At 59.8% G+C, this 25,278-nt stretch carries 18 protein-coding genes; 4 read left to right on the top strand and 14 right to left on the bottom strand.

What is annotated here, in order from left to right; all coding sequences use genetic code 11:
• Positions 1 to 17: 17 nt before the first annotated feature.
• The 10 genes from J4D97_RS10900 to J4D97_RS10855 form a co-directional block, all read right to left on the bottom strand.
• Positions 18 to 2,465, bottom strand: a complete 2,448-nt coding sequence (locus tag J4D97_RS10900; RefSeq protein ID WP_243900262.1) for a TonB-dependent receptor — start codon at positions 2,463 to 2,465, stop codon at positions 18 to 20.
• 115 nt (positions 2,466 to 2,580) lie between these two features.
• Positions 2,581 to 3,612: a 5-methylcytosine restriction system specificity protein McrC gene (locus J4D97_RS10895; protein WP_208307609.1), complete on the bottom strand. Its 1,032-nt coding sequence runs from the start codon at positions 3,610 to 3,612 to the stop codon at positions 2,581 to 2,583.
• A gap of 191 nt (positions 3,613 to 3,803) precedes the next feature.
• Positions 3,804 to 5,129 carry an AAA family ATPase gene (locus J4D97_RS10890; protein ID WP_208307608.1) on the bottom strand — a complete coding sequence of 442 codons (1,326 nt, stop codon included), beginning with the start codon at positions 5,127 to 5,129 and terminating at the stop codon, positions 3,804 to 3,806.
• A gap of 124 nt (positions 5,130 to 5,253) precedes the next feature.
• Entirely contained in the window at positions 5,254 to 6,516 is a 1,263-nt protein-coding gene (gene fucP, locus J4D97_RS10885) for an L-fucose:H+ symporter permease (protein WP_208307607.1), read from the bottom strand.
• A gap of 167 nt (positions 6,517 to 6,683) precedes the next feature.
• Positions 6,684 to 7,862 carry a glycoside hydrolase family 130 protein gene (locus J4D97_RS10880; protein WP_243900261.1) on the bottom strand — a complete coding sequence of 393 codons (1,179 nt, stop codon included), beginning with the start codon at positions 7,860 to 7,862 and terminating at the stop codon, positions 6,684 to 6,686.
• 149 nt (positions 7,863 to 8,011) lie between these two features.
• Complete coding sequence (locus J4D97_RS10875; RefSeq protein WP_208307606.1) at positions 8,012 to 9,082, bottom strand: LamG domain-containing protein; 1,071 nt, start codon at positions 9,080 to 9,082, stop codon at positions 8,012 to 8,014.
• 42 nt (positions 9,083 to 9,124) lie between these two features.
• On the bottom strand, positions 9,125 to 10,627 hold the full coding sequence (locus J4D97_RS10870; protein WP_208307605.1) for a RagB/SusD family nutrient uptake outer membrane protein: 1,503 nt from the start codon (positions 10,625 to 10,627) through the stop codon (positions 9,125 to 9,127).
• Positions 10,628 to 10,646: 19 nt separating this feature from the next.
• The gene (locus J4D97_RS10865) at positions 10,647 to 14,093 is read right to left on the bottom strand and encodes a TonB-dependent receptor (RefSeq protein WP_208307604.1); all 3,447 of its coding nucleotides are present in this window, start codon (positions 14,091 to 14,093) and stop codon (positions 10,647 to 10,649) included.
• 128 nt (positions 14,094 to 14,221) lie between these two features.
• Positions 14,222 to 15,334: a FecR family protein gene (locus J4D97_RS10860; protein ID WP_208307603.1), complete on the bottom strand. Its 1,113-nt coding sequence runs from the start codon at positions 15,332 to 15,334 to the stop codon at positions 14,222 to 14,224.
• 239 nt (positions 15,335 to 15,573) lie between these two features.
• On the bottom strand, positions 15,574 to 16,161 hold the full coding sequence (locus J4D97_RS10855) for an RNA polymerase sigma factor (protein ID WP_208307602.1): 588 nt from the start codon (positions 16,159 to 16,161) through the stop codon (positions 15,574 to 15,576).
• A gap of 259 nt (positions 16,162 to 16,420) precedes the next feature.
• On the opposite strand from J4D97_RS10855, the gene J4D97_RS10850 reads away from it, so the two are divergent.
• Positions 16,421 to 17,401, top strand: a complete 981-nt coding sequence (locus tag J4D97_RS10850) for a Gfo/Idh/MocA family protein (RefSeq protein WP_208307601.1) — start codon at positions 16,421 to 16,423, stop codon at positions 17,399 to 17,401.
• A gap of 178 nt (positions 17,402 to 17,579) precedes the next feature.
• Here the strand turns inward: J4D97_RS10850 and J4D97_RS23735 are convergent, their stop codons facing one another.
• The 4 genes from J4D97_RS23735 to J4D97_RS10835 all read right to left on the bottom strand — a co-directional run bounded on the left by J4D97_RS23735 (position 17,580) and on the right by J4D97_RS10835 (position 21,881).
• Positions 17,580 to 17,702, bottom strand: coding sequence for a hypothetical protein (locus J4D97_RS23735; RefSeq protein WP_258048964.1), 123 nt, complete (start codon positions 17,700 to 17,702; stop codon positions 17,580 to 17,582).
• A 55-nt stretch (positions 17,703 to 17,757) separates the two neighbouring features.
• Positions 17,758 to 18,936 (bottom strand): glutathionylspermidine synthase family protein, encoded by a 1,179-nt coding sequence (locus J4D97_RS10845; protein WP_208307600.1) that lies wholly within the window; start codon positions 18,934 to 18,936, stop codon positions 17,758 to 17,760.
• Between the two features lie 50 nt (positions 18,937 to 18,986).
• Complete coding sequence (locus J4D97_RS10840; protein ID WP_208307599.1) at positions 18,987 to 19,694, bottom strand: hypothetical protein; 708 nt, start codon at positions 19,692 to 19,694, stop codon at positions 18,987 to 18,989.
• A 75-nt stretch (positions 19,695 to 19,769) separates the two neighbouring features.
• On the bottom strand, positions 19,770 to 21,881 hold the full coding sequence (locus J4D97_RS10835; RefSeq protein WP_208307598.1) for a sigma 54-interacting transcriptional regulator: 2,112 nt from the start codon (positions 21,879 to 21,881) through the stop codon (positions 19,770 to 19,772).
• 250 nt (positions 21,882 to 22,131) lie between these two features.
• Here J4D97_RS10835 and J4D97_RS10830 point away from each other — a divergent pair, with 250 nt between their 5' ends.
• The 3 genes from J4D97_RS10830 to J4D97_RS10820 all read left to right on the top strand — a co-directional run bounded on the left by J4D97_RS10830 (position 22,132) and on the right by J4D97_RS10820 (position 25,194).
• Entirely contained in the window at positions 22,132 to 23,484 is a 1,353-nt protein-coding gene (locus J4D97_RS10830; protein WP_185282162.1) for a TolC family protein, read from the top strand.
• Positions 23,485 to 23,579: 95 nt separating this feature from the next.
• Complete coding sequence (locus tag J4D97_RS10825) at positions 23,580 to 24,023, top strand: universal stress protein (RefSeq protein ID WP_208307597.1); 444 nt, start codon at positions 23,580 to 23,582, stop codon at positions 24,021 to 24,023.
• Positions 24,024 to 24,111: 88 nt separating this feature from the next.
• The gene (locus tag J4D97_RS10820; RefSeq protein WP_185282164.1) at positions 24,112 to 25,194 is read left to right on the top strand and encodes an HlyD family secretion protein; all 1,083 of its coding nucleotides are present in this window, start codon (positions 24,112 to 24,114) and stop codon (positions 25,192 to 25,194) included.
• The last annotated feature ends 84 nt before the right edge of the window (positions 25,195 to 25,278 follow it).

The following is a 25,278-nucleotide window of genomic DNA, read 5'->3' as shown; positions in this document are numbered from 1 at the left end:
AGGCGGGAATGTTGGGGTTAGAACTTATACGCGATGCTGCCGATAATGCTTCGCAGCTTCTGTGCATTGATGGTGGTGTAGCCGATCCAATAATGCTCATTGGTGAGGTTATCCATTTTCACAGCGAAGCGGTAGTGCGGGAGGTCATAGAAAGCACTAGCGTTGAGAACAGTATAGCTAGGTAGGGTGAATACGCCCTGCGAAGCTTTGTTAACAATCTTATTGTCGCTGGCATAGTTACCCCCGAAGCCCAGGCCGAGGCCTCTGAGGGCGCCAGTAGGCTGACGGTAGCTCACCCAGCCGTTGGCCAAGTAAGGCGAAGAAGCTGTTTCTGGCCGCCGACCATTAAAGTTTGGGTCGGTATCGACAGCTTTGGAGTAGTTGTAAGCAAAGCCGCCCACAATGTTCAGCCCTTGAACAGGGTTGGCTGTCAGGTTCAACTCAGCGCCCCGGCTCCATTGCGTACCATCCTGAGCGCTGATGGCGAGGCCAGCCTCATTCATGCCTACGATGCGTAGAACATTCTGTACTCGGATGTCATAATAGCTGACGGTAGCGCTTATCAGGCCGCCAGCTGCATCAAGCTTCACGCCCGCTTCCGCTTGATTAGCACGCTCCGGTTTGGTTACGCTCAATTGGCCTTGAGCGTCCAGGAAAGAGCTGTTCTGGTTGTTGAAGCTGTTCTGGTAGTTGGCAAACAGAGCTACGCGGTCTTTCACGGGTTGATACACCACGCCAAACTTAGGCGAAACAGCCGTCTGTTTATAGCTGTTTACCGGGAAGTACAGAAGTCCGCCCTCGTTATCGTATCGGTCAACTCGGATAGCGGCCAAAACACTGAGCTTATTCGTTACATTCAATACATCCGAGGCGAAAGCACTGTATGTATTGATTTTGGTTGTCACGGGGTAACTTGGTGGAGTACTCGCAGCGTAAGCCGCATCTACCGCACTTTTGTTGAAGGTGCGGTAATTATAGTCCAGTGCGTTGATTGGCACTGCATCGATTTGCCCCCCGAAGAATTCGATGTTAGAATCCAGGCGCAGGAAGTCCAGGCCTAGTACCACACGGTTGCGTAAGCCGGCCAATTGGAAGTCGCCGTTGAATAGTTGTTGTACCTGATACGTCTGACGGCGGCTGTCTCGCGTCGACTGGTCATTCCGAAGTAGGGTGCTGACGCCGGGTGTAGTAAGGGTAATGCTGTCTCGCGCCGCAAGAGTAATATCCGATATCATGTAGAAATAGGGACCTCTACCCTGCGAATAGCTGCGGCTCGATGAGAGGTAGGTAGTAGAAGTGAAGCTAGGCGAAATGCGGTAGCGCACCTGCGCAAACAGGTTGGTGCTGCGCGAATCCTGCGTCAGGCCGGGTCCTTGGTACGACTGACGGTAGTCGAGCGGGGCTTGATCGGCCCGCGAGAAGCCGAAATTCTCGACTTTATCGTCGAAAGGAATGTAAATGAGCTGCTTGCCCACGTTGGTGCTGCGGTACACCTCCGCATCCAGATTAATAGTCAGCCGGTCGGTGGGTTGAAATTGCAGACTTGGGGCAATGGCTATGTCTTTCGCAAAGCCCGCGTAGCCGCGGTTCTGCCAGCTGTCTTCGTAGGTGTAAGCACCGTTTAGGCGGAAAGCCAGCGTCTTGGTCGAGTTCAGCGGCGTGTTCACATCCACACTGGCCCGGTGAAAACCGTAGCTGCCGGCCGACAAAGCCACTTCGCCCCCGAACGTTTCGTAAGGCTTCTTGGTCACGCGGTTCAGCAGGCCGCCATACGAGGTCAGGGCGCTGCCGTAGAGTGTGGCCGATGGGCCTTTGATAACTTCCAGTTTCTCTAGGTTGGCCGCATCAATGGTGCTCGTAACACCGCCAGCTACCCCGTTGCGCAGCTGGCTAGATACCACGAAGCCCCGCGAGGCGTAGAACGAGCCGCCGTCGCCGCTGCGGCCGGTGGGCTCCCACATTTTTTGCAAACCCGGCGCGTTGCGTGTAGCATCGTCCACTGAGAATACCAACTGCTCCGTGAGTAATTCCTTGCCCACGGTAGCATATACCTGCGGGTTTTCGAGGTTCGAAAGCGGCATTTTGCCCACGTACTCGCTCGATTTGCGCGAGAATTTGTTGGTACGGTCGCCCTGCACGGTTACTTCCTCCAGTTGCCGGTCGCCTGGGACCAGGATGAAATTACGTGTTTGCTTTTCGCCGGCTTTCACCGTCACGCGGTGCTCTTGGTTGAGGTACCCCAGCAGGCGCACCCCTACCACATAGGTGCCGCCCTGGCTGAGCGTGAGGGTATAATCGCCATTGCTATCGGTATCGGTGCCCACGTTGGTGCCCTGCACGCCAACGGAAGCGCCAGATAGTGGGGCGCCGGCCGCGTTGGTTACGCGGCCGGTAAGTAGGGTCTGGGCCTGCGCCAAGTGGCCCAGCAGCAAGAAAAAAAGAAACAACGCTACATGCGTTGTCAAGCGAGAAGGGGGTAGAGAAGAGGTCATAGATTGTGTACTGGCTAGGCTGCAAAGTTCAGCGGGACACAATCATTTTCCTAATTTTATTTAGACTAATTACTATTAGTGACGACCCTTAAAATATTAAATTCAGTAAAGCCGCGGCAATATCCGGCCAAGGCTGCGCTAAGTCCAGCGTAACCACGCGCACCGGATGGCCGCCCAGTGTGTAGCGCACGTCCACTTCCTGCGTGGCGGCGGGGTAGAGCAGCACGCCCTCTAGCTGCTGGCCCGGCGTGGCAGGCTGGTTTTGAAGGTAGGCGTAGAGCTGGTAGAGGTGGGGCGCAATCAGGCGCTGACGGTTGTGGCGAGTGCGCAGGGCGGCGGCGTAGTATTTGGTATCGAGGATGATTTTGCGGTCGGCAGCTTCCAGGGAGGTGTCTGTAATCATCGTCGGGAGCAGGGCTAGGTCTTCAGCGGTATCAGCGACGGCCTGCCATGCAATGGTTTCGGAGCGTACGCGGTAGCGGCGCTGCTCCAGGCGGTAGAAGTTGCGCACGAACTGTTCGAACAGCCGCGCCATTAGCACCTCGTCGCGGCGGAAGTCGCGGAAGCGGTGGCGGCCCGCCTCATCCGGTACGGGTAGGGCACAGTGGTGCAGTAAGTCGCAGAGATGCAGTAGAAACGCCTGTGCCCCCTGCAACCGCTGCCGCCGTAGCAGAAGCAGCGCTTGGCTGGTAGGCGGAGTAGGGTGCACCGTGGAGGGAAAGCGCCCCAGCACCTGCCGTACCTGCTGGCGCGTGGCAGCGGGTAGGGCACGCGTACGGCTCAGCTGCGCGAGTGTGCCCACCAGCAGTTGGTTGAGTGGTGTATTGGGGCCAAGCTCGTCGTAGGTGCACACGGCGCGGCCCCGCCGCAGCAGGTCGCGGGCGAGGGTAGGGGCCAGTTGCACCCGCCCGCGCAGTTCCGTCAACTCGGCTTCCTGCTCAGTATATCCCACCGACAAGCCGCGCCGCAACTGCCGCCGGGTGGCTTGCAACAGCAGATGCGTCAGCAGCGCCAGCGGCCGATGAAACTCCTGCGCCTCCACCGCCTGTGCCTCGGCCGGGTCCGGCAGCCGGTGCCAGGCATAGCAGAGCAGGTAGTAGAGGTTGTGAACAGGAATCATGGGGAGTGGTGAAGTTGTGAGTAGTGAATTTGTGAAAGCATACATCTGTCATCCTGAGCGCAACGCAGTGGAGCGAAGGACCTTATCACGCTAGAACGAGTCGTTGGTATGCTAGTCGTTCAGCCGTGATAAGATCCTTCGCTCCACTGCGTTGCGCTCAGGATGACAGACGCATTGATCCAACAAAACCATCACATCAAGAGTCGCTTCAGTTCCGCGGCGGCTTTGGCGGAATCTTCCTGCCAATATTCTTCCAATAGCGGCCCAATTTCTTGTTCTACAATCAATTGAAACCACGCTTCGGCCTCAGTGCCAGCGGGAGGCTGACAGAAATAGCTGTGCCCAACGCGAAACTCCGCGCCTAGCTCGGGGTCGTCGGCAATGATTTCGTTGAGGGCGTTGAGGCGCGTGACCAAGCGTTCTACCAGCGTAGCCGACAAGCCGTTGTCGAGCAGGAAGGCTTGCAGCTTTGGCCCAAACTCCGGGGTCAGCCCTACGAATGCGAAGCGGCGGCGCAGGGCATAGTCAAGAGGCGTGAGCGAGCGGTCGGCGGTGTTCAGCGTGCCAATAACGTAGAGGTTCTCAGGCACGAAAAAGTGCGGGTCCTCGGCGGGAGAGTAGGGTAGGCGCACGGCGTGGGCGGGGCCGCGCTTGTCGGCTTCCAGTAGCAACAGCAGCTCCCCGAAGATGCGAGCCACGTGGCCGCGGTTCAGTTCGTCAATCAGCAGAAAAAACGGCTGATCGGGCACGGCGGCGGCGCGGCGGCACACGTCTACCAACACCCCATCCTGCAACCGAAACGTGCCCGCCGCATCGGGCCGGAAGCCCTGCACAAAGTCCTCATAGCTGTAGCTAGGGTGAAACTGCACCCGCTCGATGCGGTTTTCGTCTACGGCACCCAGTTCCAGCCATGCCAGGCGCTGGGCCAGAAACGTCTTGCCCGTGCCGGGCGGACCTTGCAGCAGCAAATTGCGGCGGCGGTACAGGGCCGCCAAAGCCGCATCCAACTGCTCCTCGCTGATAAACAGCTCGGCCAAGGCCTGCGCACGCGAGTAGGGCCGGGGCGCGGGCGCGGTGGGGTAAGGAATAATTGGCTCGGCTGCTATGGCTGGAGTAGCGGGCGCGTCGTCGAGAGCTAGTTTACCAGGAGCGGGCTTTTCGGCGGGTCGGCCGGGGTAGAGATTGGCGGGTAACTGTTCCTGCTCGGCCACGTTGCCGTCCTGGGGCGAGTTGGCGAGGGTAGGGCGCTTGGTGGCAATGGTGAAGTCAAGGCGTTCGAGCAGAGCGTTGGTAGGCGTGCCGCTAGCCAGCGGCCAACGGATATCGGGCTGCTGGCTAGCCAGGCGGTAGGCCAGTTGCGCCACCGCCCGCGGCGGGTAGCGGCGGCTTTCAAACACCAGATCGTACACGGTGCCGGGCGCCAGGCGCAAGCCGTTCTGCTCGATGTGGCGCAGGGCGTCCAGTACGTGCGCGTGGGTGAGGTGTTCGGGGAGGAAAGGGGTAGGATCAGCCGTCATGCAAGCAAAAGATACGAGCAAAACGTTACGGACTGCCTGACGGTTCGTTCATGCGGCGGACCTCACCCCCCGGCCCCCTCTCCTCGGGGAGAGGGGGCCGGGGGGTGAGGTTACAAGTTCACCTCTACCGTACCTTATACAGGCGGGCGCCGAACAGGAAGATGACGAGGTAGCAGATGATGGGTAGGTAGTAGGCGTGGGCTACGTCTTCGTTGGCGACTTTGCCCATCAGGTAGGGGAAGATGGCGCCGCCGGCCACCGTCATCACCAGGAAGGAGGAGCCTTGCTGGGTCTTGGTACCCAGGTCTTTGAGGCCCAGCGAGAAGATGGTGGGGAACATGATGCTGAAGAAGAAGTTCAGCCCTAAGAGCGCAATAAACGACGGCCAGCCCCAGCTTTGGGCAATGATGAGGCACAATATAATATTTGCGAAGGCAAACGTGGCCAGCAGCTTGTTGGGCGCAATAAAGCGCATCAAGAACGTACCCACGAAGCGGCCAATCATCATCATCACCATGCTGAGAGCAAAGTAACGCGAGGCCACGGAGTCGGTAAGGCCCATTTTCTCGGCGCCGTAGTTGATGAAGAACGCCCAGGTGCCGCCCTGCGCCGCCACGTTGAAAAACTGCGCCACCACGGCCCACACAAAGTGCGGACGGTTGAACAGACCCTTGGCCTCGGGTACTTCCTCGGCCGTACCGCTGTAAAAACCCGCCTCCGGCTCAGCCGATACGTCAACGGCGTGAGCGTCTTGCAGGGCGGGCACCTTCACAAAGGCAAAGCACACCCCGATGAATAGAATAACACTGCCAATAGAAAGGTAGAGGGTCTTCACCGACGACAAATCACCATCGGCGTGTACGCCGTTCAGAATGAAAAAACTGCCCAACAGCGGCCCAATCACGGCGCCTAAGCCATTGAACGACTGCGCAAAATTGATGCGCTGGTCGCTGGTGTCGGGGTGGCCCAGGGCGCCCATGAAGGGGTGCGCTACGGCCTCTAGGGTAGCCAAGCCGCAGGCCAGCACAAACAGCGCCCCGCGGAAGAAGTTGAACGACTGCGCATTGGCGGCTGGTACAAACAGAAATGCCCCCAGCGCATACAGACCCAGCCCCAAGAGCACGCCATTTTTATACCCAAACCGCTTCATAAACAAGCCGGCCGGAATACCCATGATGGCGTAGGCGCCAAAGATGGAAAACTGCACCAGCCCCGAGTCGGCCTTGCTTACGCTGAGCACGTTTTGGAAGTGCTTGTTCAGCACGTCGCCCATCGTAATAGCCACGCCCCAGAGCAAGAATAAGGAGGTGACGAATACTAGCGTGACGAGGTAGCGTTTTTCGGTGAAGGGGGCTGAGGCGGTGGTAGCCGGAGCAGTTGGTTGCATGCGGTGGGGGATAGTTAGTTGTTAGGAGAGAGTTATCAGTTGTCAGGAAGGATTTGTCGGTTGTCTCAGGGAGTAGGTATTAGCGAGGAAGTTAGGTTTATTCTGACAACTAACAACTACTCCGTGCCTCCCGATAACTGACAACTACCCCCTGACAACTCACAACACTACTCCACAGGGCGGGTGGCCACGGCTATTTTCGAGTCGGCGGTGCCATAGTACAGGAACCACGTATTGTGCAGGCGGGCCAGACCTTCCAGGAAAACCACCTGGTTCACTTGGCCAGTGGTTTCGTAGGGCTTCTCGGGACGCATGAAATACGTGTCGGTGCGGAGGAGCAGCTTGGTGGGGTCGTTCTTGTCGAACAGGGCCTGGGCGGCGGTGTAGGTGCCTTCGGGTAGGGACTTGTCGCCGATGGCGGGTACGTTGCGGCTGTTGTAAATCAGCAGAATACCTTGGTCGGTGAGCATGGCGGGCGGACCCGATTCTACCAGGTCACTATCAAACTTACCCTCGCGGGTAGGTAGCACAATCTTCAGGTTGGGTAGGGTTTGGGCCTGGGCGCGCAGGGGCACGGGCGGTTTCTCGCCGGGCGCCATCTCCACGGGCGTCCAGTGAATAAGGTCGTCGGAAGTGGCCGCCCAGATTTGCGCATCACCCCAATACATCCAGTACTTGCCGTTGATTTTGGTGGCCACAATGCGTCCGTCGGGCTCGTAGCGCGACACAATGGCGCCCGACTTACTCCATTTCGGCACGTACTCGCCGTTTTTGGCCCCAGTAAAGGCATTGCCGTACTTGGTCCAGTGCACCAGGTCGGGGGAGGAGGCCACGTGCAGGCGGGCTTTGTCGCCGTCGTAGGCGGTGTAAGTCATAAAGTACACGCCATTGGCGTCTTCCACTACGCGCGGGTCCTCAGTGCCGCCGGGCCACTCGTATTTTTTCTGGGCGTCGTTATCGGGGTAGAACACGGGCTCCTTGCGCCGCGTGAAATGAATGCCATCGGTGCTGGCAGCCAGGCCAATACGCGACGCTTTGCCCACGGCGCCCTTCACCAGGTTCTCGGCCCGATACAGCATATAAATGGTGTCGTGGCGCACCACCACAGCCGGGTTAAACACGTCTTTTTCTTCCCACTGTACCTGCTGCTTCAGAATGGGGTCAGTGAATACGCCCACCGGACTCGGACCCATAATCGGGTTGGCGCTGTCGACCTTCGTGAAGTTGAGCATGCTCCACTCCTTGGGTTTGACGGGAGGAGTGGCCGTAGTATCAGCTTTGTCAGCGGAGTTGCAGCTAGTGAGAGCGGCAAGGAGTAGGGCGAGGGGATAGGGGCGGATTGTCATGCGTGCTGGTGTGTGGGACCTCACCCCCCGGCCCCCTCTCCTCGGGGAGAGGGGGAGCCACGGCGGCGTGGTTGTAGAATCATACTAGAAAGAAAAAGAAGTTCGTTTGGCTCCCCCTCTCCCCGAGGAGAGGGGGCCGGGGGGTGAGGTCACAGCGTATTCTCAATCGTATAGATAGACGTCACTTCCGCATCCGTCAGGGCGCGGTTGTAAAAGCGAATGTCGTCGATTTGGCCTTTGAAAAACGCCGGGCCGTAGTACTCGAAATAGCCGGCGGCCTGGCCGGCGGTGGGGGCGCGGTTGTAAGTTTCCTTGGGCAGCTGCTGGCCGATAGCCAGCGGTACGGGCTCGGGAATAGTCTTCATGGGACCCTGCACGTTGGTCCAGGTTTTCACCAGCGCACCGTTGAGGTAGAATTTCAGGGTGCCGTCTACGTAGCTGGTTACCACGTGCGTCCAGGTGTTCACAGCCACCACACCCGATTCAGCGTCCCGGTCGAAAATGCCGGTGGTGGTAGTGGCCGTCAGGAAAGGTTTGCCTGCGCCTTGCAGCTGAAACTTGAAGCCGTTCCAGCGGTTCAGCGACAACAAATAATTGGCGTCGTTCGAGTCGAAGCGCTTGCACCATAGGCTGATGGTCATGGCTGGCGGGTTGAACGCTGCCGCGTAGGGCACCTCGATGTAGGCGCCGTTGGTGAACTCATAGGCCTGGTTGGGGCGGTTGAAGCGGTCGGCTACTAGCTTGGGGAGAGTAGCGCCGTCGCCGGGGGCGGCGCCGGGGCCGGTGGGGCCGGTTTTGGGGGTGCCATTGTGGCCGTTGGCGGTGGCGTCGTTGGCGTTGCCCTCAAACTTCCACTGCGCCACCAGATTCGCCACCGATACATCCTCAATCAGGCTACCCCGAAAAGCCGCCACAGCGCGGCGCAGGTTGGCCGTGGCATTGTCGATTTGCAGTTGGGTGTACTGGTTGTTGCCTCTTGTGCTGGTAGCCAGATCGAGGGCCGTTTTCAGAGGAGCTTTCGAGCCGGTGGCGTAGTTGCCGGGCTTGTTGCCCTCCACAGCGGCGTTGTAGCCCACGGTCACAGAGTCAATCAGGGCGGCCAGGCGGCTGGTGTCGGCGGCTACCTGGGGCGTGTCGTCGTCGGAGTCGGAGCAGGCCGACAGCACCGCGGTGCCCCCTAGCAGCCAGGGTAGGAGCAATAAAAAAAAGTACCTTTTCATAAACAGAGAAGCAAAAAGGGTAGGAAAAAGACAGCAGCGCGGCTACAAGCCCAGGTTGCGGTTGGTGTCCCGCTCGCTCTGCGGAATGGGGTAAAACTGGTTGCGCGCGTAGTTGAAGTTAGGCCGGTCGGCGAGGGCCTGGCGGGCGTAGGCCTCACCGTAGCGGATGATGTCGAAGTAGCGATGAAACTCCAGGGCCAGCTCCGAGCGTCGCTCACGCCGAATCAGCTCGCGCAATTGGCTTTGGTCGGTGGTGGTGATGTCGGGTAGGAGGCCATCGGGTACGGTGCCTGCGTTGGGTAGGGAGGTGTCGTAGAGGTAGCTCTCGCGGGCGCGCTTGCGCACCTGGTTGAGAGCCATTAGCGCCCCCGCGCCGTTGCCCGATTCGTTTAGGGCCTCGGCCTGCATCAGCAGCACATCGGCGTAGCGCAGAGGCTGGTAGTTCAGGTTGCCGTCGCCCTTGATGGTGGCCGGAATCTCCGTCAGCGGCTGCAAGTGCTTCTTCGAGACGTAGCCGGTAGAGGTCCAACCCGGATCAAACGCTACCCCAAAAAACGACTGCCCGGCCCTTCCCAGCGTGTAGTCCAGCCGCGGGTCTACCACCCCGTCCGAGGTCCGTTCGAAGTTATCGACCAGGCTTTGGGTAGGCAGAAAAAAGCCGTAGCCGTTTTGCGGGCGCGGGGCAAACCATTGGTTGAGGCCGCTACCCTGGTTGGGGCTGAGGCCGGTGGTGTGCTGCACCGAGAAAATGATTTCCTGGTTGTTGTCGGTGGCTGCCCGGAAGTTGTCAGCAAACACGGGTTGCAGCTTGTAGCCCAGTGCCCCCACGGCCTGGGCGGTTTGGGCGGCCGGCGCCCATTTTTTCTGAAACAGATAGGCTTTGGTGAGCAGGGCCAGCGCCGCGCCCTTGGTGGCGCGGCCTACGTCAGTGCCGGTCCAGGTGGCGGGTAGGGCGTCGGCGGCGGCTTGGCAGTCGGCCTCAATCTGGGCGTAAATCTGTGCCTGTGGCACGGCCGGGCTTTGCAGTTCCTCGGGCGTTTCCACCTTCACGCGCAACGGGATGTTGCCATAGAGGTTGGTCAGCTCGAAGTAGTAATACGCCCTGAGAAACAGTGCCTGCCCTCGGGCCTGCTGGCGCACAGTGGCGCTGATGTTGGTGTTGCTCTCAGGTAGGCCATCGAGCACCACATTGCACTTGAAAATGCCGTCGTAGTCGCGGCGCCACTGGGCCTCCACAGCCGCGTTGATGGGCGTAATGTTGAAGATATCGATGTTCTCGAAGTCGGCCTGGTCGCCGGGGTTGCTACCCTTCACGGCATCGTCGGAGGCCACATCGCCCAGCACCCAGATAGTGTTGGAGCCCGCGTCGCGGAACGACAGTGGCACGTAGGCAGCATTCACGGCCAGAATGGCGTTGGTGTCAGACGTGAAAAACTGCCCCGCCTCGTACTGCCCCAGCACCGGCTGGTCCAGGAAACTGTCGCACCCGGCGGTGGTGAGCAGGAGGGCAGTCAATCCGCTGATCAAAAGATAATTGCGTTTCATATCGTGTGATGCAAGAAGATTAGAAACCCGCGTTAATCCCCACCGTGAAGGTGCGAGCCGAGGGGTAGGTGCCGAAGTCGATGCCGGTGGCGCGCACGCCGTCGCCGAGGGAGTTGCTGTTGGTGCCCTGCTCGGGGTCGAGGCCGGTGTACTTGGTGAAGGTCAGCAGGTTTTGCGCGCTCACGTAGAGCCGCACCGACGCTACTTTCAGCGGCGAGAGTAGCTTGTCGCCGAAGGTGTAGCCCAGCTGAATGTTCTTGAGGCGCAGGTAGGAACCGTCTTCCAGAAAGCGGGTGGAAGGCTGCTTATTGTTCGAAGCCCCTACCCACGACAGGCGCGGAAACTCGTTGGTGCTGCCGGGGCCGGTCCAGTAATTGGTGGCCGCCCGCTCCGTCAGGTTGAAGGCGCGGTAGAAGCCCTCGATGTCGGTGTTCACTTGGTTGTAGAGCTTGTTGCCCTGCACGCCCTGGAAGAACGCGCTTAGGTCGAGGCTCTTGTAGCGCAGGTTGCCGGTCAGGCCGTAGGTGAGCTTGGGGATGGGGCTGCCCACGAAGGTGCGGTCGTTACCGTCAATCACGCCATCGGGCACGCCGTTGGGGCCGCTGATGTCCTTGAACTTCACGTCGCCGGGCTGAATGCCGGGACCCTGGTAGGCGTGCGTAAACACCTCCTCGGCGGTCTGGAAAATGCCATCAGCCTGCAACAGGTAGAAAGAGCCAATGGGGCGGCCTACGTCGGTGAGGGTAGCAAAGTAGTTGTTGTCGATGCGGCCGCCCACGCTGGGCGGGGTGCCGCCCAGGTCGCGCACCTCGTTTTTCAGGGTAGCCAGGTTGCCACTCAAGTTATAGCTCCAATCGTTGCCGATGGTGTTGCGGTACGACAGCTCCAGCTCGAAGCCCTGGTTGCGGATTTTGCCGGCATTCACGGCCGGGTTGCCGCCGTTGCCAGCGCTGCTGGGCTGGGGTAGGAACAAGAGCACGTTGGAGGTATTCTTCACGAAATAATCCAACGTCAGCTGCAAAGCGCCCTGCAACAGGCCAATGTCCAAGCCCACGTCGCTCTGGGTGCTGGTTTCCCACCGCAGGTTGGGGTTGCCCTTGCTCACTACGCTCAGGCCTTGCGTAGAAACCCCACCGAAGGGGTAGTAAAAGTTGCCGCCTACCAGCGAGGCGTAGGGGTAGTTGCCGATAGACGAGTTGCCCAACTGCCCCACACTGGCGCGCAGTTTCAGCAACGACAGCGCCGACACATCGCGCAGGAAACGCTCCTGGGCCAGGTTCCAGCCCACCGAGCCGGAGTAGAAGCTCTCGGCCCGCCTACCCGGAATGAACTGTGAGGAACCGTCGCGGCGGAAGTTGAAGCTGGCCAGGTAGCGGCTGTCGTAGTCGTAGCTCAGGCGGGCAAAGCCCGAGAACAGCGCCGAGTGCGCCTCACCGCCACCGTTCTGCTGCACCCCCGTGCCATTGTCGAGGTACTGGAAGGTAGGCGACTGGTCTACATAGCCGCGGCGCGAGGCTGAAATAGCCGTCACGTTGTTTTTGATGGCCTCCGTGCCCAGTAAAAAGTTGAAGGTGCTTTTGCCCACCGGCAAGTCGTATACGGCGGTGTTGGTCCAGTTGTAGTTGAACTCCTTGGTGTTGGACTGCGCCAGCTGGGCGGGCGAGTTGAACGACCGGTCAATGCCGAACGTCTTGAAAAACTGCTTGTAATCAGTAATCAGAAACGTTACGCCGTAGTCGGAGCGGATGCGCAGGCGCTCTACGGGCGTGATTTCTATATAGGCATTACCCAGCAGATTGTAGCGGTTGAAGTTGCGGTCGGCAGCGTCGGCCAGGGCCACGGGGTTGATGCCGTCGCCCAGAAAGGCCGTGGCCAGCGCGCCATCGGGCGTGCGGGGCAGGTCCACAAATTGGCCCTGGTTGTTGCGTACCGGCGTACCTGGCGTCCGGAACAGCGCAAAGCGCACAATGCTGGCTCCCGGGTTGCCGTCGCCGAATCCGTCGCCAGAGGTGCCTACCTGCCGGGTTTTGCTGTACGACAGGTTGGCGTTGGTCCCAATCTTCACAAACCGCGACAAGGTCGTATTCACCGCCGTGCGCAGATTGTAGCGGTCAAACGAGGAGTTGTCAATCAAACCATCTTGCTTCAAATAGCTGCCCGACACGATGTACTGGGAGTTTTCGGTGCCGCCGCTCACGTCGAGTTGGCCGTTGTATTGGCGGGCCGGCTTCAGCACCTCTTTCAGCCAGTTCACATCGGGTAGGGTAGCCGCCACGTCGGCCGGAATCTGCTCGCGGCCGTCGTTCTGCGCCGCCACATTGTAGGCCGCCACGTACTGACTGGTGTTGGCCATATTAATCAGATTGGAAGCCGTTTGTACCCCCGCGTAGGCGCTGGCCGTGAGACGCGGCTTGCCGGCCTTGCCGCGCTTGGTGGTGATAATCACCACGCCGTTTGAGGCCCGCGCCCCATAAATGGCCGCCGAGGATGCATCTTTCAGAATGTTGATACTCTCAATATCATTGGGCGAAATCTGGTTGATGCCGGTCTTGGTGGGCACCCCGTCGATGATGTAGAGCGGGTCGTTGTCGTTGATGGTGCCTACCCCCCGAATGCGCACGGCAATGTTTTCGCCGGGGGCGCCGGTGGCCTGCGTAATGGCCACGCCCGCCGCTTTGCCCTGCAAAATCTGGGCGGGCCCCGTCACGGGCAAGCCGTTGATGTCCGCTTGGTTCACCTGCGATACCGCACCCGTGAGGTCGGCTTTGCGCTGGGTGGTGTAGCCAATCACCACCACATCATCCAAGGATTTTACATCGGTTTGCAGCATCACGCTCACTTGCGTACGGCCCTGTAAGGCCACTTCTTGCGTGATAAAGCCAATGGCCGATACCACCAGCGTGCCCGAAGCGTCGGGGAGGCTGAGGGTGAAGTTGCCGTCGGCGTCGGAGGTGGTGCCATTGGTAGTGCCTTTCACTACCACCGTCACGCCGGGTAGGCCCTCGCCGTTGGCCTGCGTTACGCGACCCGTGATAGTCGTTTCTACGGGCACGGGGCGGGTGTTGCGCGCCTCTAGGGTAGGCGGTGGCACCGCGCCCGTTGCCGTCGCCCGGCTAATCACCACCTGCTTTTGCAAAATCTCGAAGTCGAGATGAAGTGGGGCAAGCAGCTGTTGGAGCACGTCGGGTAGGGGCTGCTCGTGCGCCCGCAGCGTCACGCGCTGCTGCGGGTCAATCAGGCGCGGGCTGTACACGAACTTCACACCGGCCTGCTGCCCAATCAGGTGCAAAGCCGTCTTCAGCGCTTGATTGCTGACTTGCACGCTGATGCGCCGGTTGGCGGGGTCTTGGTGGGAGGCAGGCGCCGCCGTAGTTTGCGCAGTGCCGATGACCACGAGCAGCGTGGTCAACCACAAAAGCCGCGCAACGCCTCGCCGCCAAATTGGATGAGGTAGGAGTGAAAGCATAGGATAGGGAATTGGAAGTAGAACAGGAAGCACCACAAGCACCCTCTACCCTGCGCAGGGTAGGAAAGCGGGTGTATGAGAAAGCCGAAATCGTTTGCGGGCGAACGGCTGAAAAAAGCGAAGCGGAATTATCTACAACCTGGCCCGGTGACTACAATCTGGGCGTCGAGCACCTCGTAGTGGGCACGCGTGGCTTTACAGATCAGGCGGAGCTTCTCAAACAAAGGCTCATCGGTGAAGGACGCCGTGAGGGGGCAGTTGCCCAGCACTGCCTTGTCGTATACAATGGACACGCCGTAGGCTTTCTCCAATTGTGTAAAGACCTCGTGGATAGGCGTTTCCTCATACTCGAATACGGCCGCCGCGCCGCCTGCCAGGGCCGGTTGCGCCAGCAGCGTACGCTTAAGCTGGTGGTCGGCGAGGCGGTAGGTAGCTTGCTGGTTGGGCGTCAGCACAACGCCTTCCAACCGTTGTGTACGGGCTTGCAACTGAGCTTGCTCCCCGCCCTGCGGATACACCGAGACGCGCCCGGTTTTCACCGTCACTACCACGCGGGGCGACTTGGCCACTGCCTGCACCTCGAAGCTGGTGCCCAGCACTTTGGTAACCAGGGAAGCCGTATTCACGAAGAAAGGCTTTTCCGGATTCTTCGCTACCTCAAAAAAGGCCGAACCCTCCAGGTATACCGGGCGGGTAGTGCCCACAAAACGCACCGGAAACGCCAGCCGGCTATGCGGCCGCAGCAGCACAGAACTGCCGTCGGGCAGCGACACCAGGCGGGTGCCTGCCGTGGGGTTGTCGATGTCGCGCAGGGTGCCGGCTTCCCGCCGGGCTTGCGCCAGCAGCGCCCGGTAGCCCGACGCCGAAACGGGCTGTTGCAGCTGCCATAGCTGCCCAATGCCCAGCAGCATCAAGAGCACACTAGCCGCCGCCGCCCACTGCCAGGTAGGAACCAGCCAACGGTGATGCGCATCCGGCGCAGGAGCTTCCAGCGTGTCTATCTCCTCAAAAATGCGCTGCCGCAACGCCATCTTCTCCGCCGACGACAGCCGGGCCTGGGGAAGTTGGTGCAGCCCCAGCACCAACTGGCGCGCGGCCTCTACCTCGTCGCGCCGAAACGCAAACGTGGCAAGCCACTGCTGCCAAAACGCCTCCGTTTCCGCATCGGGCCGCAGCACCCACCGAACGAAAAACTCGTCCTGGGCAAACTCTTCGGCGCAAAAGTGCGGGTAGTCGGGCATGGGGTAGGTGGTAGTATATGGAAGAGGGGCTATTGGGAGTTTACTACCACGTTAAGAGAAAATATTTTTTCGGAAGAAGGTTGTTTTGTTTATATTTTATTGATTATTAACGTATTATAATAATAAAATTATCTGTCATCCTGAACGCAGTGAAGGACCTTCTCGCGTTAGAACGAGTCGTTGTTACGCGAGAAGGTCCTTCACTGCGTTCAGGATGACAGACAAAAACAAAGTGCCTACTACCCCAGCAGCCACAGCAACACGCTCACCAACAGCGATTGGCGTAGCTTTTTGAGTGCCCGCAACAACAGATTCGCGACGGTCTGCTCGTTGAGTTGCAGCATGGTCGCAATCTCCCGAATCTTGAAGTTGCTGAAATACTTTAGGTTGATGATTTCCTTCTCCCTACCCGAAAGCTGCGCCAACGACAACCGTAAGCGCATGGCCCGCTGGTGTTCCTCTTCGGTATCAACCAACGACTGCTCGATGGAAGGCTCGTAGTCTTCAATAACCTGCTCTTTGGCTGGTCGGGCCGAGCTGGCTATGCGCAGCAACTCGTTTTTGAGGCTGCGATAGAGGTAGAACTTCACCGTCGTCACTTCGCCTAGGTGGTCGCGCCGCGCCCAGAGGTGCACAAACACGGTTTGGATAGCGTCTTTCACCACTTCTGCGTCGTGGATTAGGTGGTAGCCGTAGGAAAAAAGCTGCTGCGCGTATCGATCAAACAAGGCCCCCAGCGCCGCTTGCTGCCCTGCCCGAAACGCCTGCCACAAGGCCACGTCATCGTCGTGGCGCTGCTCGTGGTGCGAAGGCGGTGGGCTGTACATAGCGTGAATGCAGTCAAGGACTTACTTCACGTTGGTGAAGAGCGTAAAGCTAACGGAATAGTTGAAAGTAGGTGTATTACGCCGCAGACTAGAACGACGAAGCTTACCCCTGTGGGGTTATAACGCGCCGCACACAGCGCACCTATCCTTCCTGTGGGCTTTTTGATGTTCGGGAGCAACGCCCATATTGCAGCCGAAGAACTTCTACACACTCCCCGCGTACCTCTGCGCAGGCGTGTCGCTCGCAAATCAGCATCCTATGAACACTACGAATTGGGGCATTATCGGCCCCGGCAAGATTGCCCACAAGTTTGCCCAGGACTTGGCCTTGGTGCCGGGCGCCCGCCTGCACGCCGTGGCCTCGCGCACCTTGGAGAAAGCCCAAGCGTTTGCCGCGCAGTACGGCGCGCCGCACGCCCTCGGCAGCTACGAGGAACTAGTGCAACTGCCCGATCTGGATGCCGTGTACGTGGCTACTCCGCACTCCGAGCACCATGCGCATACGCTGCTGTGCCTACGGGCTGGCGTGGCCGTGCTTTGCGAAAAAGCCTTTGCCCGCAACGCCGCCGAGGTAGCCGAAATGATAGCCGTGGCCCGCGAGAAACAGGTGTTTCTGATGGAAGCCCTTTGGACGCGCTTCATGCCCGCCACCCGCAAAGCCCTGGAGTTGGTAGGCGCCGGCGCTATCGGCCGCCCGGTACACATGGTAGCCGACTTCGGTTTTGCCGCCGACTACAACCCCACCAGCCGCCTGTTCGATCCGGCGCTAGCGGGCGGCTCGTTGCTGGATATTGGCATCTACCCCGTGTTCTTCAGCAAGTTTTTCCTGGGCGAGCCTACCCAGGTGAAAGCCGTGGGCACCCTCACCGAAACCGGCGTCGACCTAACGTGCAGCCTGGCGCTGGCTTACCCTGGCGGCGCCACGTCCAGCCTCTACTCCACCCTGGCTGCCACCACCGATACCACCTGCACCATTTACGGTACCGAGGGCAAGCTGCATTTGCATCACAAGTTTCATCACGCCGACCGCATCACCCTACACCGCACTGGCGAGGAACACCAGGACTTTCACTTTGAGGAGGACGGTTACGGCTACCGCTACGAAGCCCAGCACGTGCAGGAGTGCCTGGCGCAAGGCCTGACGGAAAGCCCGCTAGTGCCGCTCGCATTCAGCGAAAAGCTGATAGCAACGCTCGATGATATCCGGCAGCAACTGGGCGTGCACTACCCCGGCGAATAGCAAAAAGGCCTTGACTGCGTAAGTCAGGGCCTTTTTCTATACTAGTACTAGTAAGCTGTTTGCATTCATTAGTGAACGGTGTAGTCGTCCGCGCCATCAGACCGCATTTCGTTCAACGATAAGACGCAAGTATGCGTCTCTACACCGTTCATATTTAGCTCAACTAGCTTCTTAAGGGTTACTTCTTCTGTGTGGTTTTCTTCTTACCGTCGGGTTTGTCCTTCACGGTGGTTTCGTTTTCCTTCTCCTTATTCTTGGTAGCCGGATCGGTGTGGGTCGGAGTGCTGGTAGGATTAGCCATGGAAGTTTTGGTTGAGGTGTACGCTGTGTACGGCATCCGCTTCTGTTTGACTGAACTACAGCAGTACGTGGGGCACGAATTCCGATAGGTTAGTCATAAAACCGGTGTCGCGGCGGTAGCCGATGGCGCAGGCCTGGCCCGCCCAGAACACGCCCGCCTGGTAGTATCGGCCGTGGGCGTCCTGGGGTAGGGCGGCGTAGCGTTGGTATACCTGGGGCTGCTGGGCAAAGTCGCCCTCCACGGCTTGGCCCGGTTGGCCGGCGTGTAGCTCCGTCACATTCTGCCCTTCGCGCCCAAACACGGGTTTGCGCACGCTGTGGCCGGCCAGCTCCTCGAACGAAGCCTCCAGCAACAACGGGTGGTGCGGGAACTCCTGCCACAGCCAGGCCAGCATGGCTTTGCTCTGAAAAAGAAGCGAATAGGCCGGATTGGCCACCACCACATCCCGCGACTGCATGAGCTGCGTGAGGTCGGTGGTCAGCTCCGGTTCTTCCTCGGCCAAAATCTCCCAGGGCACCAGCTTGAATACAAAGTCAAACTTTTGCCACTGGCCGGGCTCTACCTCGGCCCAGGCGCCCCGGTCGGCGCCCGTTACGGAAACCGTCATGGCATCGGCCTCGCAGAGGTGGGTTAGCTCGAAGCCGGCCGCCAGCGCGGCCTCGGCTACCACGGCGCAGTTGGTGGCATCTTCCGCGCTGCCTGGCAAATGCACTAGTAGCAGGGTAGGGGCCAGGTCGTCGTTCAGTTCTAGCCAGTGCGTGAGCTGGGCCTGCAAGCCCTCAAACAAACCATTGGCCTGGCGGTCTTTCTCGCTGAGGCCGGCCGCTACCAGGCTGGCCCACTGCACCACGGCCGCTTCGGGTAGGCTGGTGGCCGTATCGGCGTTGAATTCGAGGAGCTTAGGGCCATCGGGCGTTTGGGCTAGGTCGAAGCGGCCGTAGAGGTGCCAGTGGCGGTCATCGGCCCAGGAGTGCCGCACGGCATCCCACAGTATCTCCGGAATAGCTAGGCGCCGCAAAAAGTCGTCGGGCAGCTCGTCGGGTACGGCTTGCACCAGCATATCGTAGAGCGTATCGGCGGCTTCCAGCAGAGCGTCGGCCTGCTCCTCGGGGAGCTGCACGGCTTCTTGCGCCACGTAGTGCTGGCACACGTCCTCCACGGCCCAGTCCCAGCCTAAGTTGCGTAGGGTAGGGGCAATAGTACCGGCAAGGGGTACCGTTTGAATGGCAGGCATAAAAGAGGGTAGGAAAAGAAATGCAAGGGAAATGCGACCAGCGGCCGGGCCTACCCGCCAAACCCGCGGCCGCCATAGCCGCGGCTGCCAAAGCCAGAGCGCCGCCCCGAGGGAGCACTGGTGCGCATCGTGCTGCGGCTACCGTAGCCCGTAGAGCGCACTACGCTAGTGCTAGGCCGAATGCCGTTGCTGCCCGCCGCGGCGCGCGTACCAGTAAAGCCCCGCCCAAAAAAGCCACGGCCCTGAGCACGCTCCTGCGCTACCTGGCTGCGCCAGCCCTGGTTTTGGCGTATCAGTCCGGGGTTGGCGTAGGCGGCGGGCTGGGGCGTGAGAAACCGCCCGGCCATGTAGCCTAAGCTGCTCCACATCAGGATATTCATGAGGCCGCCCCCGCCGCTGCTCACTGTTTGGTTTTCGGGGTGTTGCTGGCTGTATTGGCGCATCTGCTGTTGCAGGGCTTGACCTTGCAGGGTGTCTACCTTGCCATCGAAGTGCTTCAGAATGGCCGCCACTTCTTCTTTGCCGGCGGGGCGCTCGGCGGTAATCTGCCACTTATCGGGCTGCACCTCCGTCAGCTCCGTGATAACGCCCTGGGAGTAGGAATCGGCGGCATTGTCCCAGCTGCCGGTTTCGGTGGTAGTGCGGTCGGGTTCTGAGCTGCTGGAGCAGGCGGGTAGGGCTATGCCCAGGCTGGCCGCGGCGGCGGCCAGCAACAGGTTGCGGCGCCAGTCGCCTAGGGGGAAGTAGGGTTTATGCATGCGTCTTGTGAAAGCAGGTGGAAAGGTGCCGTTGTTCTACGGATAATCAATGAAACAGGTGTGCTTTGAAACGGGCTACCCTACCCCCACCGTACGCCGGATGCCCAGCTTTTTCATGCGGGCTTCCAGCGTTTTGGGGTTGATGTCGAGCAACATGGCCGCGCCGCTAGGGCCACTCACGCGGCCGCCGGTGTGGTGCAGCGCCGCCAGGATGTGGTCGCGCTCCTGGTCTTTCAGGGTTTTGAGGGGTTGATTGCTGGCTATGGGTAGGGCTATGGCTTCGGAGGTGGTCGGGTGCAGGGCCGCCGCAAAGCCGCCAAAATCCAGGAACTGTCCGCTGGATACAATCACGGCCTGCTCTACCACGTGCTCCAACTCGCGCACGTTGCCGGGCCAGGCATACGCGCGCAGGGCGCGCAAGTCCTGCTCGCGCAGGTTGCGCACGGGCTTGCCCATCTGCTTGGTGAAGCGCTCCAGAAAGTGACGCGTGAGGGGTTCAATGTCCTCGGGCCGCTCGCGCAAGGCGGGTAGGCGCACCGGAAATACATTGAGGCGGTAGTACAAATCGGCGCGGAAACGGCCGGCGGCTACCTCGTCTTCCAACACGCGGTTGGTGGCGGCAATCACGCGTACATCGGCCTTCAACACGCGCTGCCCGCCCAGGCGCTCAAACTCCTTTTCCTGCAACACGCGCAAAAGCTTGGCCTGCAAATCCAGCGGCAATTCGCCTACCTCATCCAGAAAAATGCTCCCACCATCGGCCACCTCAAACTTGCCAATACGCCGGTCGATGGCACCCGTAAACGCGCCTTTCTCGTGCCCAAACAGCTCACTTTCGATGAGCTGGGCGGGTAGGGCGGCGCAGTTCACCTTCACCAAGGCCCGCGTCCGGCGCGGACTCTGTTGGTGCACGGCGCGCGCTACCAGTTCCTTGCCGGTGCCCGTTTCGCCCGTTACCAGTACAGTAGAGTCGGTGGGGGCTACTTGCATGATGCGCTGGAAAACGCCTTGCATGGCCTCGCTGCCGCCCACAAAATCGGCGAAACGGGCAGCGGCGGTGGTGTTAATCTCGTCGATGAGGTAGGTGCGCTCCCGCTCCAGCTGGGCGCGCAGGTGCTCGATCTGCTCGAAAGCAAACACGTTTTGAATGGCCAGCGTGAGCTGGGGCACCAGTAGCCGGATCAGGCGGAGGTCGTCTTCGGTCAGCGAGGTATCTTCCTGCTTGCTGGATAGAATAAGCGTGGCGCTTTGGTCGTCGCGCACCCAGAGGGGCATGCACAGAAGGGCACGGGTGCCGCGCTGCTCCCAGATGTGGCGCATGAGGGGGTAGCGCGCCGCCAGCGCCTGAAACTCGGCCCCCGCGTACACGCCCGGCTTCGAGAATAGCGGCGCTATCTGCTGTTGCAGCTGGGGGTATTCGGGTAGGTGGTCCCAGCGGGTAGGGTCGGTGGGGAGGAACGTGCCGTCGGGTTGCTTCATAAACTCAGCAAACACCTGAATCGGGCCATCAGCTTCTTGCACGCGCACCCCAAAGTAGGTGCACGGCACCACGCGGTTTATTTCGGTGGCAATACGCTGAAACAGCTCGCCGCGCTCTTTAATGGTGAGCAGCGCATTGGTAAGCGCTAGCTGCATGCTTTTCTCCTGCTCCCGCCGTGCCACGTCCTCAAACGCCAGCGTGTTGTTCACGGCCACCGCTACCAGACTACCAATCTTTTCGAGCAGCGAAACGTCGTCGGGGGAGAAGGCCGGGTGGCGCCGCGCCACCAACGACAACAGCCCAATCAACCGCCCGCCCGTGCGCAGCGGCACCACTGTGAAGTAGCGCAGGCCCTTCTTGAGCATTTGGGCTAGCGGCTCGTAGTTGTTGTAGCGCGGCAACAACTCCGTCAGGTCGTATTGCCGAAGCTGGGTGGCACTGCCCACAAACTCCGAAATAGGCGAGCCCGTAATGGACTTGCGAAAGTTAGCCATGGGGGGTAGCGTCTCGCCCAGGTAGTCGCGCAAAAATACCCGCCGGTACTGCTGCTCGTTGTCGAGGGTGATGATGGTGATGGCGTCGAACGGGAAAATCAGCCGTAGCTTTTCCGTGACGGTCTGAAATAGAGCTTCCTTGTTGCGGGTAGTCGCAATGGCATCGTTGAGGTAGAGCAGCAACGACTCGTCCTGACTGTTAGTCTGGGGCATAATGGAGGGCGAAATGACCGAAGCAACAACAAAATAAACGTGCTTATTTCCTTATATATGAGGAAATAAAAATGAGGTATTCCTAAAATATCAGGAAATATAGCAGTTTGGCACAAGTCCGTTTATCAGCCATTACTATCCAAAAACGGCTTCATTTGGCTTTAAACACTACTTTTTAGGCTGGTATACGAGGACATCAGCACTTGGCACATCTTTCGGATAAGGGGCAGCATCCATACGCTGTTTTCTTATGCATCTCCGACCAACCTTTGCTGCGCCGCTACTCACAACTCTAGGGTTGCTGATTGGTAGCGCCGCCTACGCGCAGGTACCTATATCTACGGCCACCGCTGGCGATTCGCTGTCGTTGGAAACCACCATCCGCTCGGTGCTGGATGCCAACCCTTCCATCAATGCCTTGCAGGAGGAAGTAAACCAGGCCCAGAGCCGCTTGGCTCAACAGCGCACCTACCTCAAACCAGTGGTAACGGGTACGGCCAGCTATACCCGCATTGACCCGCAGGTGAAGCTGAACCTTACCCCCGAGCAGGCGCCTTTCCAGCTGGCGCCCAACAACAACTACGACACCCACGTGGCCGCGCAGTATACGCTGCTGGACTTCGGGCGGGCCAATGCCGCTATTGAAGCCGCCCGCAGCCGTACCCTTACTGCCACCGACAACATCGACGTGACCCGCCGCGACTTGGCCTACGCCGCCGCGCAGAGCTACTACAGCATCTTGTTTGCCCGCGAGGCCATTCGGGTGCAGGACGCGCAGATTGCCTCGTTGCGACAGCACGAGCGCGAAATGCAGCGCCGGGTAGAAGGTGGCGTGAGCACGCAGTTCGATGTGACTACCACGCAGGTACGTATCGCGCAGGCCCAGGACAAGAAGATTGACCTGCAAAATCAGCTTCGCAACCAGGAAGTACAGCTGGCTCGCCTGCTGCACAAATCCGAAACGGCGGTGGTGCCGGTGCGCGGCCGCTTCGAATACAACCCGGAGACCGTGAATGTGCAGGCGGCACTAGAAGCTGGCGCTGCCAACCGCCCCGAGGTGAAGCTGGCCAGGGACAACGAAGCCACAGCCACGGCGCAGTTGCGGGTAGCTGAGGTAAGCAACAAGCCGCAACTGAACGTGCTGGCCCAGGCCGGCGGCAAAAATGGCTACATCGTGCCCAACCTGAACCGCTTCCGCTTCAACACGGTAGCCGGCGCTCAGCTTTCCATTCCGATTTACGACGGCGGCCGCAACAAAACGCAGCGTGCCGAAGCGCAATCGGCCATCAAAGGGGCCCAAGCTCGTACCCAAGACACGCAGGAGCAAGTGCGCGCCGATGTGCTGCAAGCCGTGAACAACATGCAGGCCAGCACTGCTCGCTACGATAACTCGGAAGTGCAGATTGGGCAGGCCACCGACGCCCTCACCCGCGCCAAGGCCCGCTACCGCTACGGGGTAGGCAACAACCTCGATGTGCTGGATGCCGAAACGCAGTTGGCCCAGTCGCGCCTCTCCCGCCTGCAAGCCATCTACAACTACACCATTGGTCAATACCAGCTCCGCCGTGCCACCGGCGAGCAGATTTGGGAAGCGGCGAAATAGTGAACGGGTGAGTTGTCGTTCCGGTAACGATAAACCCCATCTTCTCACCCATACTACGAGCCACTCACCATAGCATCCTCTCACTAATTCACCAGATGACCCTCACCACCGTTTTGTGTCCGCTTGATTTCTCGGTTGCTTCGGCGCCGCTGGTGCGGTACGCCACAACGCTGGCGGCGGCCACCGGTGCCGAGCTGCGGTTGCTGCACGTGCTGGAAGCCCAGCCGGAGCTGCCCATGGCCGGACTGGCGCGCCCCCTCGACTTGGATATTGCCTTGCAGTTGGCCAACTACCGACTACTGGCGGAACAGGAAGGGGTAGCGGTTAGCACAGCTATTGTGCAGGGCGATGCGGCCACGGAAATCGTGGCCGAAGCCCGGCGCCACCCCGCCGACCTGATCCTGATTGGGGCGCACGGCCGCACCGGACTCACGCGCTTCCTGATGGGTAGCACCGCCGAAGCCGTGGTACGCACTGCCCCTTGTGCCACACTTCTCGTAAAGAACTGTCAGGCTGATGAATACCGCCAATCGGCCTAACCAGTAGGGTAGCGGCGGTAGCACTTCGCAGCTTGTCGCACTCACGTCACTTTGTATTCAATACTCATTTTCTAAGCTCCCTTTTCTAATGGCAACTTCTGTTCACCAAGACGCCGCCGTAGTAACGCCTACCGACGAGCAGCCGCAAAGCAGTTCGCGGCGCCCGATTATCCTTATTATTTTGGCGCTTGTACTACTGGTGGGCGGCTACTTTGGCTATCAGCGCTACCAGTTCGGCCAAGCCCACGAAGACACCGACGACGCCCAGGTAGAGGGCGACGTATATCCCGTGATTCCGCGCGTGGGTGGCCCCGTGCTCGACGTGAAAATCGACGATAACCAGGTCGTGAAGAAAGGCGACGTGGTAGTTACCATCGACCCCGCCGACTACCAGCAGCGTGTAAATGCTGCCGAGGCTGCCCTGGCTGCTGCCCAAGCCAACGTAGTAGCTGCCCGCACCTCCATTGGTACGGCGCAGGCCAATGTGAAAGCCGCCCAGGCGACCATTGGTGTGAGTTCGGCCAACCGTGCCCGCCTCCAAAAAGACCTGAAGCGTAGCACTTTCCTGCGCAAAGAGGATATCATTCCGCAGAGCGACTACGACGCCGTGCAGGCCAACCTGCAAGCCACTACCGCCCAGCGCGCTACCGCCGAGCAGCAAGTAGCCGTAGCCCGGCAGCAAGTGGCCGCGGCCGAGCAGCAGGTAGCCGTGGCGCAAGCCGTGGTGAAGCAGCGCCAAGCCGACCTCGACAACGCCAAGCTGCAACTGAGCTACACCACCATTACGGCCCCTGCCAACGGCGTGGTAAGCCGCAAGAACGTGCAGCCCGGCCAAGTGGTAGCGCCCGGTCAGCAGTTGTTTGGCCTGGTGGCCAGCGACCGTACGTGGGTGGTAGCCAACTTCAAAGAAACCCAGCTGGAAAACATGAAAGTGGGCCAGAAGGTGAATATTGAGGTAGACGCCTACCCCAACGAGGAGTTCGAAGGCCACGTGGAGTCACTGTCGGCTGCTACGGGCGCCCGCTTCGCCCTGCTGCCCCCCGACAACTCGACCGGCAACTTCGTGAAGGTAACGCAGCGTGTGCCCGTCAAAATCGCCCTCGACAAAGTAGACCCCGAACACCCCCTGCGCGCCGGCATGAGCGTGACGGCCACCGTAGCGGTGAAATAGATAAGCTGGAAAATTATTTGTCATCCTGAGCTTGCGAAGGACCTTCTCACATGAGAACAACTAACGATAGATAGGTACTATCTG

The organism is Hymenobacter defluvii (assembly GCF_017589435.1).
Classification (GTDB): Bacteria; Bacteroidota; Bacteroidia; order Cytophagales; family Hymenobacteraceae; genus Hymenobacter; species Hymenobacter profundi.
This window is presented reverse-complemented; position numbering and strand designations above follow the sequence as displayed.

What these genes read in the sequence shown, in the direction of transcription:
- fucP (WP_208307607.1), bottom strand. Translation starts at nt 6,516, where the DNA reads ATGCAACCAACTGCTCCGGCTACCACCGCCTCAGCCCCCTTCACCGAA.
- J4D97_RS10860 (WP_208307603.1), bottom strand. Translation starts at nt 15,334, where the DNA reads ATGCCCGACTACCCGCACTTTTGCGCCGAAGAGTTTGCCCAGGACGAG.
- J4D97_RS10830 (WP_185282162.1), top strand. Translation starts at nt 22,132, where the DNA reads ATGCATCTCCGACCAACCTTTGCTGCGCCGCTACTCACAACTCTAGGG.
- J4D97_RS10835 (WP_208307598.1), bottom strand. Translation starts at nt 21,881, where the DNA reads ATGCCCCAGACTAACAGTCAGGACGAGTCGTTGCTGCTCTACCTCAAC.
- J4D97_RS10890 (WP_208307608.1), bottom strand. Translation starts at nt 5,129, where the DNA reads ATGACGGCTGATCCTACCCCTTTCCTCCCCGAACACCTCACCCACGCG.
- J4D97_RS10855 (WP_208307602.1), bottom strand. Translation starts at nt 16,161, where the DNA reads ATGTACAGCCCACCGCCTTCGCACCACGAGCAGCGCCACGACGATGAC.
- J4D97_RS10880 (WP_243900261.1), bottom strand. Translation starts at nt 7,862, where the DNA reads ATGACAATCCGCCCCTATCCCCTCGCCCTACTCCTTGCCGCTCTCACT.
- J4D97_RS10875 (WP_208307606.1), bottom strand. Translation starts at nt 9,082, where the DNA reads ATGAAAAGGTACTTTTTTTTATTGCTCCTACCCTGGCTGCTAGGGGGC.
- J4D97_RS23735 (WP_258048964.1), bottom strand. Translation starts at nt 17,702, where the DNA reads ATGGCTAATCCTACCAGCACTCCGACCCACACCGATCCGGCTACCAAG.
- J4D97_RS10870 (WP_208307605.1), bottom strand. Translation starts at nt 10,627, where the DNA reads ATGAAACGCAATTATCTTTTGATCAGCGGATTGACTGCCCTCCTGCTC.
- J4D97_RS10865 (WP_208307604.1), bottom strand. Translation starts at nt 14,093, where the DNA reads ATGCTTTCACTCCTACCTCATCCAATTTGGCGGCGAGGCGTTGCGCGG.
- J4D97_RS10820 (WP_185282164.1), top strand. Translation starts at nt 24,112, where the DNA reads ATGGCAACTTCTGTTCACCAAGACGCCGCCGTAGTAACGCCTACCGAC.
- J4D97_RS10840 (WP_208307599.1), bottom strand. Translation starts at nt 19,694, where the DNA reads ATGCATAAACCCTACTTCCCCCTAGGCGACTGGCGCCGCAACCTGTTG.
- J4D97_RS10845 (WP_208307600.1), bottom strand. Translation starts at nt 18,936, where the DNA reads ATGCCTGCCATTCAAACGGTACCCCTTGCCGGTACTATTGCCCCTACC.
- J4D97_RS10895 (WP_208307609.1), bottom strand. Translation starts at nt 3,612, where the DNA reads ATGATTCCTGTTCACAACCTCTACTACCTGCTCTGCTATGCCTGGCAC.
- J4D97_RS10825 (WP_208307597.1), top strand. Translation starts at nt 23,580, where the DNA reads ATGACCCTCACCACCGTTTTGTGTCCGCTTGATTTCTCGGTTGCTTCG.
- J4D97_RS10850 (WP_208307601.1), top strand. Translation starts at nt 16,421, where the DNA reads ATGAACACTACGAATTGGGGCATTATCGGCCCCGGCAAGATTGCCCAC.